Origin of the sequence: Mediterraneibacter sp. (assembly GCF_030825015.1) — a bacterium.
In the GTDB taxonomy this organism is placed as follows: Bacteria; Bacillota; Clostridia; order Lachnospirales; family Lachnospiraceae; genus Mediterraneibacter.
Genome location: NZ_JAPJQP010000009.1, coordinates 1 through 15,979, shown reverse-complemented (window position 1 = coordinate 15,979; position 15,979 = coordinate 1). Strand labels below are relative to the sequence as shown.

Below are 15,979 nucleotides of genomic sequence, written 5' to 3'. Positions count from 1 at the left end.
TGAATCGGTGCTCCTTACTTTTTTGAAATCTTAAAACCTTTCATTTCTGCCCTAACGCCGGGAAATAATACGTTCAGGCCAGCCTTTAATATTACCTGTCAGAATAGCATGAAACATGCGCTCTTTCGTACCGGGATGTTCTTTGTTCAGTTCCCTCAAAAGTTCTTTGGCATATTGTCTCTTTGTATGTCCGTCAACAGGACATTTTCCCTTTACAACCGGAAGAGAGTATTTATTCCGAAAACCAATTACTTCCATCTCATCCACAAACATCATCGGACGAATTACAGTAAGATCCATACGATCTAAATATGTTTTTGGAGAAAAAGAATAAAATCTTCCTTCAAAAATCAAAGACAACAGCATCGTCTCAATAATATCATCTTTATGATGCGCATAAGCTACTTTATTGCATCCCATCTCTTTTACAGCCTCATTTAAAGCTCCTTTGCGCATCTTAGCACAAAGCGAACACGGATTACTTTCCTGACGTACATGAAACAAGATGTCATAAATATCTGATTTCACTACTTTATAAGGTACTTCCAGTTCTTTACATAAATTCTGAATAGGTTCCAAATTAAAATTTTCAAATCCCAGATCTACAGTTACTGCACTTAATTCAAATTTTTGCGGATAAAATCGCTTTAATCCATGAAGGGCATAAAGAAGGGTAAGACTGTCTTTTCCACCGGAAATTCCTACTGCAATATGGTCACCTTCCTGTATCATACTGTATTCATCCACCGCTTTGCGAGTATAACTGAGTAATCGTTGTAACTGCATTTTTCTTCCTCATCTTTCCTGACTGAACTGTATTTGTGACTTTTTTATTATAGCGACAGGAGAATAGAAATACAAGCTTTTTACACGAAATCAACATCAATCAAAGAAAGGAAAATCGAAAACACTTTAAAAGCTTTGGTTTCAGATGCTTCACAGAAAAATTAGATTGAAATTCATCTCTAATCGAGATAAGATATTATTTAGAGAATTTGATTTGTCTGATTTTTATAAGAATTTCTATCATTATATTTTAACGAGAAAAGAGAGTATCAAGATGAAAAGTAAAGGAATATCTATTCGAGAAATAATAATTATCACATTTGGGATGCTTCTTGTTGCGTCCGGAGTTTACTTCTTTATGATTCCCGGAAATATTGTCGCAGGAAGCGTTTCAGGTTTGGCTCTCGTACTATCTAAATTATCAGGAATACAAGTCTCTGTGTTAACATTTATTTTAAACGCATTTTTACTGATTATCGGATTTATCTTTATCGGAAAAGAGTTCGGTGCAAAAACAGTGTACACATCCATGCTTCTTCCTGTATATCTTTGGATTTTTGAACATTTTATGCCGATCAACCATTCTATTACGAATGAACAAGTCATTGATCTTGTGATCTATGTCCTGCTGATTGCCCTCGGACAAGCATTGTTATTCCATGTCAATGCATCGTCCGGAGGATTGGATATCGTGGCGAAAATGCTGAATAAATTTACACATATTGAAATAGGAAAGGCATTAACAATCTCAGGGCTAATAACTGCAATGACATCGATCTTTGTTTATGATATACCTACTCTGATCATCAGCTTGCTCGGAACATACGCCAACGGAGCAGCAGTAGATTATTTCATCGACGGCTTTAAAAAACGAAAAAGAGTATGTATCATTGCCGATGACTATCGTCCGATCCAACACTACATCATCCATGAGTTAAACCGAGGCGCAACTTTATATACGGCTCAGGGGGCATATGATCAAACTCACCGAACAGAATTGATCACAATTATTACACAGCAAGAATACCGTCTGCTCTTAAATTATCTTCATACATGTAAACAAAAAGTATTTGTAACAGTCTCTACCGTCAATGAAGTGATCGGACAGTGGAATGTAAAATAATGATTATATTTCCCGTAGTTTCACTGCCTTTGCAGCCTGACGGCGTCGATCTTCATCGAGCGCTGCATAGTGCTTTTTCGTTGTATTGACATCTTTATGTCCGAGAACGTCTGCTACAAGATAAATATCTCCCGTTTCTTTGTAAAGAGAAGTTCCATATGTGCTCCTAAGCTTATGTGGTGTAATTTTCTTGTTTGGCGTCACTTCTCGGGCATATTTTTTCACCATATTTTCAACAGCCTGAACACCCATACGTTTTCTTTGGGTAGATAAGAAAAGTGCATTTTCATGACCGGGAAGCGGGAGAGTAGTCTTACGGGTTGTATACATGTATTCTTTTAATGCATTCGCAACTTCTTCACCGAAATACACGATCATTTCGTTTCCTCCTTTTCGCATTACTTTAATTCCGTTATTCTTAAAATCCACATCATTTAGATCAAGACCCACACATTCCGAAACACGGATACCTGTTCCCAAAAGTAATGTTAAAATAGCAAGATCTCTGTTTTTTGTTTTCTCAAAATAAGCTTTTCTCTGACCGGTTAAAGAATCGCCTCCATGATCCACATAATCTAACAATTTTACAACCTCATCCGTATCAAGACGAATAATTGCTTTATCATGCAGTTTAGGCATATCAACAAGCAGCGTCGGATTTTTGGAAATTTGCTGCCGTTTAAAATAATATCCGTAAAAACTTCGCAGGGCAGACATCTTTCTTGCAAGTCCTTTCTCTGCATTTGTAATTTGCTTTTTCTCATTTTTATATACTTTCAAATATTCCTGGTATTCTTCAATATCAACAGGTTCCAGTCTTTCAAGATCTGATAATGTAAATTGCTCCATCGTATAATTTTTATAAACAGGATTATTTTCTGTCAAAAAATGAAAAAATACCCGGATATCATATGCATATGATATCCTTGTCTTAGCAGATGTTGTCGGTTCTATCGCCCGAAAATAATCTTTTGCAAAAGGCGGTAATGTTTTTAATATCTCCCTTAACCGTAAAGTATAATCTATATATTTTTGTTCGTGGTACGTCTTTGCAGAAGGATTTATTTCTAAATTCTTATTCTCAGTATTGTTTTCTTTTCCCATATTTTTTTCATTTCCCTTCTTTATAAATTCTTTCCTGTTTATACCGATTATACCAAAGAGACTGTTTTTCGTCTATATCTTTTGGAAAAATCAGTATTTGTCGTATAGATATATTTCTGTTATATAAAGCAGCCGCATGAAACAACTCTCTTTTTTGTTCCACACGGCTGCCATTAGGAGTGTATATATCAATACATAGGGTGTATATTGATACCAAATTAAACAGATAATTCTCATTTAGTCGTATATGCAATCGTAAGATTCTCCCCTGAAAAAATTTCATCGGAAGAAAGTCCGTTAATCTCTTTAAGCACCTCAACATATTTCTCAACTGAACTATATGTTACAGGAAGATTTTCACTTGCAATATCCCACAAAGTATCTCCCTGTTCAATTCGTATGCTTCTGTAATAAATATGGGATGACTCATTATCTGTTGTCTCTTTTTCTTTTGCGGAAACGAAAAATGCACTGAATGACATGCTCACACATAAAACAATCGCAATTCCTGAGAGCATATTTCGTAACTGTCTCTTTAATATAACCGACCTTTTTGTTTTGTTGCTAAGTTTTCCTTCATTTCTTTTTCCCTGCATAATCATATATCCCCCTTTACCTCTTTTGCTTTTTTCATCTAAAGTTGCTTTTGACATTTTAACTTCCGGCATTTCTTCCTTCATTCGTTTTTTGATCTATACGCAAAAGGTCAGTTTATTAAGTTAATCCTAAATTTCCCGCATGATCATATTGTATACATGTATTCATTATATCGAATGTTTGTTTCCGTGAACTTATGTTCTATATTTGGATTATATATCAAGAACAAATGTTTGTCAAGCTAAAAATCGAACATATTTTCGTAACAAATGTTTGATTTTTAGCTTCTATTGTGTTACCATAATATATAATAAAATAAACCGTTTATCACATCGGAGGGAATTATGTCACAAGGGAAAATAAGTAAAAAACAAGAAGAAATTTTAGAATATATTAAAGCACAGATCCTTCAGAGAGGTTTTCCGCCTGCGGTTCGCGAAATTTGCGAAGCTGTTAATTTAAAGTCAACTTCTTCTGTTCACTCGCATCTTGAAACATTAGAAAAAAACGGCTATATCCGTCGTGACCCGACGAAGCCCCGCGCGATTGAAATTTTAGACGATATGTTTAATCTGACGCGCCGTGAGATGGTTCAAGTACCGATTATCGGTCAGGTAGCTGCCGGAGAACCGATTTTAGCACAGGAGAATATCGAAGATTACTGGCCGATTCCAGCAGAACGCATGCCGAATAAGCAGACGTTCTTTTTGAAAGTAAAAGGAGAAAGCATGATTAATGCCGGCATACTCGACGGGGATATGGTTCTTGTAGAAGAAGATTCTACTGCTTCTAACGGTGATATGGTTGTTGCTTTAATTGATGACGGTGCTACTGTTAAGACATTTTATAAAGAAGAAGGTGTTTTTCGTCTCCAGCCTGAAAATGACTTTATGGATCCAATCATCGTAAAAGATGTTACCATTTTAGGCAAAGTTATCGCCGTGATGAGATTTTTGAATTAATCTATCGAAAACTTAAAAGATATAACACGATAAAAATAAAGAGAAGTACACAGAATTTTTTTAATCTGCATACTTCTCTTTTCTCTTTCTAATCTCAGTGGCTCTTAACTTCTTGACGCTTCCGGGAAAAATTGTTCCTGCTTTCTGCCGCTTCTTTTCCGCTTACAGCCCCGCTCGCCCATGCCCAGGTCAAATTATAACCACCGCACATTCCATCCACATCAAGAATCTCCCCTGCAAAATAAAGTCCCGGAATATAGATAGATTCCAGTGTATCAGGATGAACTTCCCGCGTATCGATGCCGCCTCTGCAGACTTGTGCCTGTTCATAAGCATTTGTTCCTGTTACAGTCATTTTAAAATTTTTAATCAACTGTACAATTTGTTCGATCTCTTTTTCTGTAAATGTTCCTGCTTTTTTCTCTTTTGGAAATTTTCCTTCTTTCAACCATAAATCAGCCAATTTTTTATTAAACAATCCAACAAAAAATTGATCAGCCTGTTTTTGCGGGCGGATTTCTGCACGTTTCATTAAAAATGTTTTTAATTCTCTATCTGAAAACTCCGGCATGAAATCAAGAACTGCTGAAACGGATTTCTTTTTGTATAATGCTATCGATGCATACCGGCTTACCTGAAATACCGGTATCCCTGATATTCCGTAATTTGTAAGCTGCAATTCCCCTGTATCTTTTGCAAGACATTGATTTTCCGACCATATAGAAACCGTTCCCTGAACTCTTACTCCCGCGATCGACCGAAAAAAATTTCCATCGCATCGCAACTGCACTAGAGCAGGAAGTACAGGGATGAGGCTATGACCAAGTTTTTTTGCCAAATCATATCCCGAACCATCCGATCCGCTTGAAGGGAAAGCTTTCGATCCTGTACATATGATCACGCTGTCTGCATATATTTTACTCTTTTTCCCATTTTGAATAATATGAATGGTAAATTCTTTCTTACCCGGAGAGATTTCCAGACACTCTGTTTGAAGCATCAGATTTATTTTCAGTCGTTCGGCTTCCATTCTCAAGGCATCTAAAACGGCGGATGCCTGATCTGAATTAGGGTACATGTATCCATTTCTTTCTTTCGCATAAACGCCAAGGTCTGAGAAAAAATCTATGATGTGCTCCGAGTTAAATTTTTCAATAATCTTCCATGGAAACCCTTCATTTTCCGAGTGATAGCAGCTTGGAGTCTGATATGTATTTGTAAAATTACACCGTCCGTTTCCCGTCGAAAGAATTTTTTTTCCGGCGCGGTCCATATGTTCTAAAATAACAACCTCCGCACCGTTTGAAGCTGCCGTGATTGCCGCTGTTAATCCTGCCGCACCTGCTCCTATCACTGCTATTCTTTTCATATTTTTCCTGCCCTTTCCTGAATTTTTCCTGCTTGTCCCCTTCTGTTTCTCAAATCAAATAAGAGAAAGAAGTTGTGTTCGATCAATCACTCCGGCGTCAATTAAACTTTGAAGTGATTTTAAAATTCCTAATTTCGCATGATGCCATGTCAATCCCCCTTGAAAATAAACAGCATAAGGCGGCTTAATCGGACCGTCTGCTGACAATTCAATAGAAGAACCTTGTACAAAAGCTCCTGCAGCCATGATCACTTCACTGTCATATCCCGGCATTGCCCACGGTTCCGGCGTCACATAACTATCTACCGGAGCTGCAGCCTGAATTCCCTGACAAAACGCGATAACACCTTCCGCATTTCCAAAGGTAACAGCCTGAATGATATCATGTCTGCTCTCGTTTCCGTTCGGAATAACCGGATAACCCAGTTTTTCATAAATATTAGCGGCAAAAACAGCTCCTTTAAGTGCTCCGCACACAACAGAAGGAGCCATAAAAAATCCTTGATAAAATGACTGCATTACGCCGAGAGATGCGCCAACTTCTTTTCCAAGTCCAGGGGAAGTAAGCCTGCATGCACAATTTTCAATAAGCTCCTTTTTTCCTGCAACATAGCCGCCAATCGGAGCAAGTCCGCCGCCCGGGTTCTTAATCAAAGAGCCGACGATCATATCCGCCCCTACATCACTTGGTTCAATCCGTTCTACAAATTCCCCATAGCAGTTATCTACCATACAGATAACGTCCGGTCGCCTCTCTTTAATAAACGCAATCAATTCCCCAATCTTTTGTACCGAATAACTTGGTCGCGTTTGATATCCTTTGGAACGCTGAATTGTTACAAGCTTCGTTTTCTCATTTAATGCTTTTTCAATGGCAGGATAATCAAAATAACCATCTTCCAGCAAGTCTACCTGTCTGTAAGACACTCCATATTCTGCAAGAGATCCTCTTGACGGACGAATTCCGATCACTTCTTCCAATGTATCATATGGTTTGCCGACCGGAGACATTACTTCGTCACCCGGTCTTAAATTTGCAGACAAAGCAAGTGCAAGCGCATGAGTTCCACAAGTGATCTGAGGACGTACAAGAGCGGCTTCTGTGTGAAATGCTGCGGCATAAACTTCTTCCAATGTATCTCGACCTTGATCATTATAACCATAACCGCTGGCATAATTAAAACATCCCTCGCTGACTCTGCATTCCTGCATAGCGGAAATTACTTTCAGCTGGTTATATTCTGCATTCCGGTCAAATTCTGCGAAACGCTCTTTCAGGCTTTCCTCCACTTTCTGTCCGTATTTCCATACCTCCTCTGAAATTCCTAACTGCTGATAAATTGTTTTTGTCTCTGTATTACTCATTTATATTTTCCTCTTTACTGTGCTCTTCTCTTCTTTTTTGATTTTTATAAAATCTGTCTGTTTCTCAATTCATTCATCATAAAATCAAGAATCTGTTGTTCCCCTTCTCCGATAACCGAACGATCTGCCCAAATCACATCTTTTTCCCGTTTAAACCATGTAAGCTGTCTTTTTGCAAAATGTCTTGTATCACGTTTTATAATACGAACTGCCTCGTCAAGCGGATACTCTCCGTTCATATATGCATATAATTCTTTATACCCAAGTCCCTGCATTGCCGTAGAATCAGGACGTACTCCCCGTTCTTTCAAAAAGCGGACTTCCTCTACTAATCCCGCTTTCATCATAAGATCTACACGCTGATCGATCCTTTCATATAATTTTGCTCTCTCATCTGTCAAAACAAAGTAAGCAAATTGATACGGTGATTCTTTTGCCCGTTCTTCCTCGTTGTGCTCTGATATTTTTCTGCCTGTCTGATGATAAAATTCAATGGCGCGAATTGTTCGTTTTATATTATTTGCATGTATTTGCAAAGCTGATTCAGGATCTATTTTCTCTAACATTGTATGGATATATTCCGCACCATTTTCTTCTGCCAGACGTTCCAATTCTTTCCGGCAGGCATTCTCACCGTCATTTTCTGTAAAATTAATATGATAAAGGATAGACTGGATATAAAACCCTGTTCCTCCTACAATCAACGGAATTTTTCCTCTTTCATAAATCTGTTCCATCGCTTCAAATGCAAGTTTCTGAAAACGTACAACATTAAACTCCTCTTCCGGTTCAAGAATATCGATCAGATAATGCCGGACTCCTTTCATTTCATCACGAGTAATCTTAGCTGAACCAATATCCATATATTTATACACTTGCATTGAATCCGCTGAAATAATTTCTGCCCCGATCTGTTTTGCAAGCATAATCGACGCCTTCGTTTTGCCGACTGCCGTCGGTCCCGCCAAAATAATCAGTGGTTTTTTCATTTATACGATCCTCTTAAACTTTTTTTCTAATTCTCGTTTTGTCATAGCTATGATCGTCGGCCTACCGTGTGGACAATGATATGGATTCTCCAACGTAAGAAGCTCACCGATCAAAGCATCCACTTCTTGTGCTGACAGGCGATTATTTCCTTTTACAGCCGCTTTACAGGACATTGATGCAATTTTTTCATCAATTAATTCCGGTGTCATCGACGTATTGATTCCGTCTGCCAAATCATCGATCATTTCCATAAGAAGTTCTTTTTTTGCTATACTGAACAGATTATCCGGCACTGCTCTTACCGCATACTCCTCGCCTCCGAAAGGCTCGATCTCAAACCCGATTCGTGTAAAACGATCCATATGCTCATTGAGAAGCTGTGCTTCCTGCATGGAAAGTGATAAAATAATCGGAGGACTTAAATATTGTGAAGTATATTCTCTTGATTTCATTTCTTTCAACGTTCTTTCATACATCACCCTTTCATGTGCTGCATGCTGATCGATAATGTAAAGACTGTCCTGAAATTGTACGAGCCAGTAAGTATCAAACACCTGACCAATCAGTTGATACTCTGCTTTCATTTCCCGCTTCAGAAAATTTTCTTCAAACAAATCTAACTGCTTTGGTTTTTCTTGCTTTGTTTCACTCTGAACGTTGCCTGACTCTTCTTTCTTTACCTCAGGCTGAGTGTTTCCAACCTCTTCTTGCTGTATTTCAGGAGGAATCATTCCAGCCTTTTCCTTCTGTACTTCAAGCTGAATGTTTCCAATCTCTTCTTTCTCAGCTTTTGTTCCATAAGTTACTGCTTCCCGTATCCGCTCTGTTTGCTGCGGACGATAGATTTCACTTCGGTTCGAAACTTCAGCAGATGAGGATCGTTCATGATACGCCTTTACTCGTTCCTGCATTTTCTTTATAAAATAATCTTCATCATGGACAGCCTCATCTGACTGTTTTTCTGCCGGCTTCGGCTTCAGCAAAAACGGACTTTCTTTTTTCTTTTGTACTACAGCCACCGGATCCGGAATCGAAGCAGTCTGGACCAGTTCCGGCTCAAGAAGTCTTCTGTGAACAGCTTCATAAACGGTGTTATACACTTCCTGCTGACGCTGAAAACGGAGTTCCATTTTCGTTGGATGAACATTTACATCTATAAGATCGCCATCCACCTTGAAATGCAGCACCGCAAACGGGAATTTATGCTGCATTGTAAAATCTTTATAAGCATCTTCAAGCGATTTGGAAATCATCGCGCTTTTCACATATCTTCCATTTACAAAGAAATTTTCAAAATTCCGGTTTCCCCTTGTAATGATCGGTTTTCCAAGAAAACCAGAAATAGAAAGTCCGTTTTTTTCATAATCAATCTCTAAAAGATTCGCCGCCACATCACGGCCATATACATTATAAATCACATCTTTTAATTTTCCGTTTCCGGATGTCCGAAGCTTTTCCTGTCCATTATTAATAAACAGAAAAGAAACCTCAGGATGAGATAATGCCAAATGGATCAAAAGATCCTGCACATGTCCTGCTTCCGTCATCGGAGTTTTTAAAAATTTTCTTCTTGCCGGAACATTATAAAAAAGCTGATGTACAAGAAAAGTTGTTCCATTGGGCGCGCCTGTTTCTTCCAAAGCGGTTTCTTTTCCGCCTTCTATCACATATTTTATTCCGGTCTGTGCACTTTCTGTCTTTGTAATTACCTCCGTTCTTGTCACGGCGGAAATACTGGAAAGCGCCTCTCCCCGAAATCCCAGCGAATGGATCGCCGCAAGATCTTCTACGGTACGAATCTTGCTTGTAGAATGCCGCAGAAAAGCACACCGTACTTCATCCTTCTCGATTCCACAGCCGTTATCGCTGACGCGGATAAATGTAATCCCGCCATCCTTGATTTCGACTGTCACAGCAGATGCTCCTGCATCAATGGCATTTTCGACAAGTTCTTTTACAATAGAAGCCGGACGCTCGATAACCTCTCCGGCCGCGATCTTATCAATCGTTATCTGATCTAAAACTTGAATATGAGGCATGACAGTTCCTTTTCCTTTTTCGTTTCTATTTTTTTACCAACGGTTCTTCAGTTTATTCTGCAATCTGTATATCGTATTAAGCGCATCAATGGGCGTCATATTTCCAACGTCAACATTTTTCAACTCTTCCAGAACATCATCGTCTTTCACTGTATCGAAAAGTGACATCTGCGCAATATCTACATCGTCATATCTCTTTGCTTTCGGCTTCTTTTTCACAACCCGTTCTTTTGACGCGATCTCGCTTACCCGTGCCGTAATATCTTCATCACTTAACTCTTCTACGATTTCTTTCGCCCGTCCGATTACAAGTTCCGGTACTCCTGCAAGTTTCGCTACTTGAATTCCATAACTTTTGTCGGCTCCGCCTTTAACAATCTTCCTCAAAAATACGATATCATCACCTTTTTCTTTTACGGCAATACAATAATTATTTACATTATCAATTTTGCCTTCCAGCTCTGTCAATTCATGATAGTGAGTAGCGAACAGTGTTTTTGCGCCGAGCAGCCTGCTGTCGCTTATATATTCCACAACCGCCCAGGCGATCGATAACCCGTCAAAAGTACTTGTTCCTCTCCCGATCTCATCTAAGATCAGCAAACTTTTTGAAGTGGCATTTCTGAGGATATTCGCTACTTCTGTCATTTCAACCATGAAAGTACTCTGTCCCGAAGCAAGATCATCCGATGCCCCGACTCTTGTGAAGATCCGATCAGATAAACCAATATTTGCACTTTTAGCCGGAACAAAAGAACCGATCTGCGCCATAAGCGCGATCAGAGCTGTTTGACGCATATAAGTTGATTTTCCTGCCATATTCGGACCGGTAATGATTGAGATCCGATGCTTTTTATCATCAAGATATGTATCGTTTGAAATAAACATTTCGTTCGGGATCATCCGCTCTACAACCGGATGTCGCCCTTCCTTAATATCAATAACTCCTTTTTCGTTGATTTTCGGACGAACATAATTATTGCGCTCCGCCACAAGAGCAAAAGAAGCAAATGCATCCAGCGCTGCCACAGCCTTTGCTGTCTTTTGAATACGCTCCACCTGATTTGCAATACATTCTCTGACTTCACTGTAAAGTTCATATTCAAGAGCATACAGCTTGTCCTCTGCCCCAAGTATCATATCTTCCAACTCTTTTAATTCCGGGGTGATATACCTCTCTGCATTTGCCAGTGTCTGCTTTCGCGTATAATATTCCGGAACGAGTTCTTTGTACGAATTAGTCACTTCTAAATAGTACCCGAACACTTTATTATATTTGATTTTCAAATTTTTAATTCCGGTCTTTTCCCGTTCGTCATTTTCAAGCTTTGCAAGCCAGTCTTTCCCATCAGATTTGGCGCGGCGCAGTTTATCGACTTCCTCGTTATACCCGTCTCTGATAATATTTCCTTCTTTCATTGCAATCGGAGGTTCTTCTCTGATTGCTTCTTTTACAAGCGTACAGAGATCCTCAAGAGGATCAAGATCTTGACAGATTTCTTTTAAGAGTTCTGCACTCATCTCCTGCAGTATATACCGAAGAGCCGGAAGCATCTCCAAGGAACTCCGAAATGCTGTCAGATCTCTGGGGTTCGCCGTACCGTATGCAATTTTTGTAATCAGACGCTCTAGATCGTACACCGGAGAAAGGTATTCCCTGATCTCTTCTCTTGAGATCGCCTGCTCTTTTAATTCCTGTACCGCATCCAGCCTGCGAAGGATCGCAGATTTATCAATCAGAGGCTGCTCCACATATTTTCTCAATGTCCGCGCGCCCATTGCTGTCTTCGTCTTATCAAGCACCCATAGAAGAGATCCTCTCTTTTGTTTTTCTCGAAGAGTCTCACACAATTCCAGATTTCTTCTTGTCGAACTGTCCAGCATCATATATTTACCTGCCGCGTAAGGGGTTATATGCGTCAGATTCGAAAGAGAATTTTTTTGCGTTTCCAGCAGATATTGAAGAAGCGCCCCTGCGCTGATAATCCCGCAATCATAATCTGCAAGTCCGAGTCCGGCAAATGACGAAACTTCAAAATGTTCTAAAAGTTTCTTACGGCATACTTCATCGTCAAAATACCATGACTCAAGAGAATAGATTGTAATCCCCAGGCGGTCTTTCATACCATCTAAATCTACGCCGCTCATATAAAACGCTTCGTTGCAGATAATTTCAGAAGGAGAAAAACGATAGATCTCATCTGTTAACTTTACACTATCCGGTATCTCCGTCACAAAATAATCACCGGTAGAGATATCGGCGACCGAAACGCCGTATCTGTCAGCGATGTACACAATACACATAATATAATTATTCTTTGTCTCATCCAACGCCTGTGTATCAAGATTCGTTCCAGGTGTTACAATACGCACAACTTCTCTTTTGACAATTCCTTTCGCCGTCTTCGGATCTTCTACCTGCTCACAGATCGCCACTTTATACCCTTTGGAAACAAGACGGTTTAAGTATCCTTCCACTGCATGGTATGGAACTCCGCACATCGGCGCCCTCTCTTCCTGCCCGCAGCTTTTTCCGGTCAAAGTAATCTCAAGTTCTCGCGATGCAGTCAGTGCATCCTCAAAAAACATCTCATAAAAATCGCCTAATCTATAAAACAGAATGCAGTCTTGGTATTGAGACTTTGTCTCCATATACTGCTTCATCATCGGTGTTAATTCAGCCACATTCCTACTCCTTTGTATATAAAAATAACAACTTCGGGCATAAAACTTCCTATGCCCTTTTCTAAGGTAGTATAGCATTTTTAGAAAATGTGTTCAACATTATAATATATGAAACTTCGGTCTTTCCTCCCCATACAGGCAGCAGAGAAGATACCCGCTCACAATAATTCCCAACGCACACAAACCTGAAAAAAGGATCGTAAACGGAAGGCAGATCTGTCCCATAAGATGAAACGGCTGATCTGTATAATCCCACACATTCCAATGCATTATTTTATTTACGATCATCCCTGTAATAAATTCAGCGGCCGTCACAAATGCAGTACACCAAAGAACCTGTTTCCAAAGCGGCTCTTTCCATTTCGTCCACAGCCCCTGCTGAGCAAAAAAAAGAAAACAGAACCCTCCAAGCAGAAACATTGACCAATGAGAATAGCCTCTGAACAAAATTTCTGTCATATAGTAAAGGGTTCCTCCAAGCGTTCCCATAAACAAATATTCACTTAATTTTTTCATTTTCATCTTCTGAATCATCTCCTGTTTTTCTCTATTTTATAGTTTAAACATTTTAGGGAAATATATAACATGTTTCTCCATTTCATATATTACGATTCGTTTTTCAAAATGTTTGCCTAAGTCAACACGGTATGATATAATAAATAAGATTATGGACAGTTCAGAGTATCCGAGACCACTGAAAAACATATTTACTATGTAAATGTGCTTTTCAGTAGTTTCGGGACACTTCTAAAAACCGTTCACGATTGATATAACATAGATTGAAAAGGAGATTAACATGTACAAGACGTATGAAATGGAACTTGCAGGCAGAACATTGCGTGTCGATGTAGACAGAGTTGCTAAACAGGCGAACGGCGCTGTTCTGATGCATTACGGAGACACAACTGTTTTGTGTACATCCACAGCATCTGAAAAACCAAGAGACGGAATTGATTTCTTCCCTCTTAGTGTTGAATACAATGAAAGACTTTATGCAGTCGGTAAAATTCCCGGAGGATTTAATAAAAGAGAAGGAAAAGCATCCGAAAATGCGATCCTGACAGACCGTGTCATCGATCGCCCGATGCGTCCGCTTTTCCCGAAAGATTACAGAAACGACGTAACTTTGGAAAACCTTGTAATGTCAGTAGATCAGGACTGCAGCCCGGAACTCACCGCAATGCTCGGCGCATCTATCGCGACAAGTATTTCCGATATCCCATTTGACGGTCCGATCTCAACAACACAGGTAGGACTTGTCGACGGAGAATTTGTGTTCAACCCGACGGCAGCACAAAGAGAAGTATCTGATCTCGCACTTACAGTAGCTTCTACAAAAGAAAAAGTAATCATGATCGAAGCCGGTGCAAACGAAGTGCCGGAAGCCCGTATGATCGAGGCAATTTTTGCCGCACATGAACTGAATCAGGAAGTCATTGCATTCTTCGATACAATCGTTGCAGAATGCGGAAAACCAAAACATGAATATGAAAGCTGTGCCGTTCCGGAAGAACTGTTCGATGCCATCAAAGAAATCGTACCTCCTGCCGAAATGGAAGAAGCGGTATTCACAGATGAAAAACAGACAAGAGAAGATAATATCCGTCAGATCACAGAAAAACTCGAAGAAGCATTTGTTGATCATGAAGATTGGCTCGCCGTTCTCGGAGAAGCTGTTTATCAGTATCAGAAAAAAACAGTAAGAAAGATGATCTTAAAAGATCACAAACGTCCGGATGGACGCGCAATCGATCAGATCAGACCTCTTGCTGCAGAAGTGGACTTAATTCCGCGTGTACACGGTTCTGCAATGTTTACAAGAGGACAGACTCAGATCTGTACCGTGACAACGCTTGCACCACTTTCTGAAGCACAAAGACTTGACGGTTTAGATGAATCAGAGACAACAAAAAGATATATGCATCACTATAATTTCCCGTCCTATTCTGTCGGTGAAACAAAACCTTCCAGAGGTCCGGGAAGACGCGAGATCGGTCATGGAGCGCTTGCGGAAAGAGCTCTTCTTCCGGTACTTCCAAGCGAATCTGAATTTCCGTATGCGATCCGTACAGTTTCCGAAACATTTGAATCAAACGGTTCCACTTCTCAGGCAAGTGTTTGTGCATCCAGTATGTCTCTTATGACTGCCGGTGTTCCGATCAAAGCTGCCGTAGCAGGTATCTCCGCGGGTCTTGTAACAGGCGAAACAGATGACGATTATCTTGTTCTTACAGATATCCAGGGACTGGAAGACTTCTTCGGCGATATGGACTTTAAAGTAGCAGGTACACATAAGGGTATTACAGCAATCCAAATGGATATTAAGATTCATGGACTGACAAGACCAATCATAGAAGAAGCGATCGCAGCAACAAAGAAAGCCAGAACTTATATCATCGATGAAATTATGAATAAAGCAATTTCCGAACCGAGAACTGAGGTCGGTGAATTTGCTCCTAAGATCATTCAGATGCAGATCGATCCGCAGAAAATCGGAGATGTCGTAGGACAGCGCGGAAAAACAATTAATGCGATCATCGAGCAGACAGGCGTTAAAATTGATATTGATGATGAAGGCGCCGTTTCCATCTGCGGTACAGAAAAGGACGCTATGGAAAAAGCTGCTAAGATCATCCACACGATCGTAACAGATTTTGAAGCAGGACAAGTATTCGAAGGAAAAGTTGTAAGTATTAAAGAATTCGGCGCATTTCTTGAATTTGCACCAGGTAAGGAAGGGCTTGTTCACATTTCAAAAATCGCAAAAGAACGTGTAAATAAAGTAGAAGACGTCCTTTCACTCGGCGATGTTGTAAAAGCCGTATGTCTCGGCAAAGATAAAATGGGAAGATTCAGCTTCAGTATCAGAGACGTTGCAGAATAAAACAAAAGTTCAAAAAAGGGCAGGGGCTGTTGCAAAATAGATGAGTAATCATCTATGGAGCAATAGCTCCCTTTT

Annotated in this window: 12 protein-coding genes; 3 read left to right on the top strand and 9 right to left on the bottom strand. The window is 39.8% G+C overall.

Annotated features, from left to right (window positions below):
- Nucleotides 1-51 precede the first annotated feature (51 nt).
- Entirely contained in the window at nt 52-786 is a 735-nt protein-coding gene (locus RCH61_RS05810) for a tRNA lysidine(34) synthetase (protein WP_306480115.1), read from the bottom strand.
- Between the two features lie 274 nt (nt 787-1,060).
- On the opposite strand from RCH61_RS05810, the gene RCH61_RS05805 reads away from it, so the two are divergent.
- Nucleotides 1,061-1,909: a YitT family protein gene (locus tag RCH61_RS05805; RefSeq protein ID WP_306480114.1), complete on the top strand. Its 849-nt coding sequence runs from the start codon at nt 1,061-1,063 to the stop codon at nt 1,907-1,909.
- Nucleotides 1,910-1,912: 3 nt separating this feature from the next.
- On the opposite strand, the gene RCH61_RS05800 is transcribed toward RCH61_RS05805, so the two are convergent.
- Nucleotides 1,913-3,013, bottom strand: coding sequence for a tyrosine-type recombinase/integrase (locus RCH61_RS05800; RefSeq protein ID WP_306480113.1), 1,101 nt, complete (start codon nt 3,011-3,013; stop codon nt 1,913-1,915).
- Between the two features lie 233 nt (nt 3,014-3,246).
- Nucleotides 3,247-3,609 carry a LysM peptidoglycan-binding domain-containing protein gene (locus RCH61_RS05795; protein WP_306480112.1) on the bottom strand — a complete coding sequence of 121 codons (363 nt, stop codon included), beginning with the start codon at nt 3,607-3,609 and terminating at the stop codon, nt 3,247-3,249.
- Nucleotides 3,610-3,954: 345 nt separating this feature from the next.
- Between RCH61_RS05795 and lexA the strand changes: the two genes are divergently transcribed.
- Nucleotides 3,955-4,572: a transcriptional repressor LexA gene (gene lexA, locus RCH61_RS05790; RefSeq protein ID WP_306480111.1), complete on the top strand. Its 618-nt coding sequence runs from the start codon at nt 3,955-3,957 to the stop codon at nt 4,570-4,572.
- A gap of 94 nt (nt 4,573-4,666) precedes the next feature.
- Here the strand turns inward: lexA and RCH61_RS05785 are convergent, their stop codons facing one another.
- The 6 genes from RCH61_RS05785 to RCH61_RS05760 all read right to left on the bottom strand — a co-directional run bounded on the left by RCH61_RS05785 (nt 4,667) and on the right by RCH61_RS05760 (nt 13,542).
- Nucleotides 4,667-5,941, bottom strand: coding sequence for an NAD(P)/FAD-dependent oxidoreductase (locus RCH61_RS05785; RefSeq protein WP_306480110.1), 1,275 nt, complete (start codon nt 5,939-5,941; stop codon nt 4,667-4,669).
- 54 nt (nt 5,942-5,995) lie between these two features.
- A complete protein-coding gene (locus tag RCH61_RS05780) occupies nt 5,996-7,306 on the bottom strand; it encodes a methionine gamma-lyase family protein (RefSeq protein WP_306480109.1) in 1,311 nt (436 codons plus the stop codon).
- Nucleotides 7,307-7,350: 44 nt separating this feature from the next.
- A complete protein-coding gene (gene miaA, locus RCH61_RS05775; RefSeq protein WP_306480108.1) occupies nt 7,351-8,295 on the bottom strand; it encodes a tRNA (adenosine(37)-N6)-dimethylallyltransferase MiaA in 945 nt (314 codons plus the stop codon).
- On the bottom strand, nt 8,296-10,335 hold the full coding sequence (gene mutL / locus RCH61_RS05770; protein WP_306480107.1) for a DNA mismatch repair endonuclease MutL: 2,040 nt from the start codon (nt 10,333-10,335) through the stop codon (nt 8,296-8,298). It lies immediately after the preceding gene.
- 33 nt (nt 10,336-10,368) lie between these two features.
- The gene (gene mutS / locus RCH61_RS05765) at nt 10,369-13,020 is read right to left on the bottom strand and encodes a DNA mismatch repair protein MutS (RefSeq protein ID WP_330692933.1); all 2,652 of its coding nucleotides are present in this window, start codon (nt 13,018-13,020) and stop codon (nt 10,369-10,371) included.
- Between the two features lie 99 nt (nt 13,021-13,119).
- On the bottom strand, nt 13,120-13,542 hold the full coding sequence (locus tag RCH61_RS05760) for a putative ABC transporter permease (protein WP_306480106.1): 423 nt from the start codon (nt 13,540-13,542) through the stop codon (nt 13,120-13,122).
- A 274-nt stretch (nt 13,543-13,816) separates the two neighbouring features.
- Here RCH61_RS05760 and RCH61_RS05755 point away from each other — a divergent pair, with 274 nt between their 5' ends.
- Entirely contained in the window at nt 13,817-15,904 is a 2,088-nt protein-coding gene (locus RCH61_RS05755) for a polyribonucleotide nucleotidyltransferase (RefSeq protein ID WP_306480105.1), read from the top strand.
- Nucleotides 15,905-15,979: the final 75 nt, after the last annotated feature.

Coding starts and splice junctions, on each gene's coding strand:
- RCH61_RS05805 (WP_306480114.1), top strand. CDS start 1,061: ATGAAAAGTAAAGGAATATCTATTCGAGAAATAATAATTATCACATTT.
- RCH61_RS05755 (WP_306480105.1), top strand. CDS start 13,817: ATGTACAAGACGTATGAAATGGAACTTGCAGGCAGAACATTGCGTGTC.
- RCH61_RS05780 (WP_306480109.1), bottom strand. CDS start 7,306: ATGAGTAATACAGAGACAAAAACAATTTATCAGCAGTTAGGAATTTCA.
- RCH61_RS05800 (WP_306480113.1), bottom strand. CDS start 3,013: ATGGGAAAAGAAAACAATACTGAGAATAAGAATTTAGAAATAAATCCT.
- RCH61_RS05795 (WP_306480112.1), bottom strand. CDS start 3,609: ATGCAGGGAAAAAGAAATGAAGGAAAACTTAGCAACAAAACAAAAAGG.
- RCH61_RS05810 (WP_306480115.1), bottom strand. CDS start 786: ATGCAGTTACAACGATTACTCAGTTATACTCGCAAAGCGGTGGATGAA.
- lexA (WP_306480111.1), top strand. CDS start 3,955: ATGTCACAAGGGAAAATAAGTAAAAAACAAGAAGAAATTTTAGAATAT.
- mutL (WP_306480107.1), bottom strand. CDS start 10,335: ATGCCTCATATTCAAGTTTTAGATCAGATAACGATTGATAAGATCGCG.
- miaA (WP_306480108.1), bottom strand. CDS start 8,295: ATGAAAAAACCACTGATTATTTTGGCGGGACCGACGGCAGTCGGCAAA.
- RCH61_RS05785 (WP_306480110.1), bottom strand. CDS start 5,941: ATGAAAAGAATAGCAGTGATAGGAGCAGGTGCGGCAGGATTAACAGCG.
- RCH61_RS05760 (WP_306480106.1), bottom strand. CDS start 13,542: ATGAAAATGAAAAAATTAAGTGAATATTTGTTTATGGGAACGCTTGGA.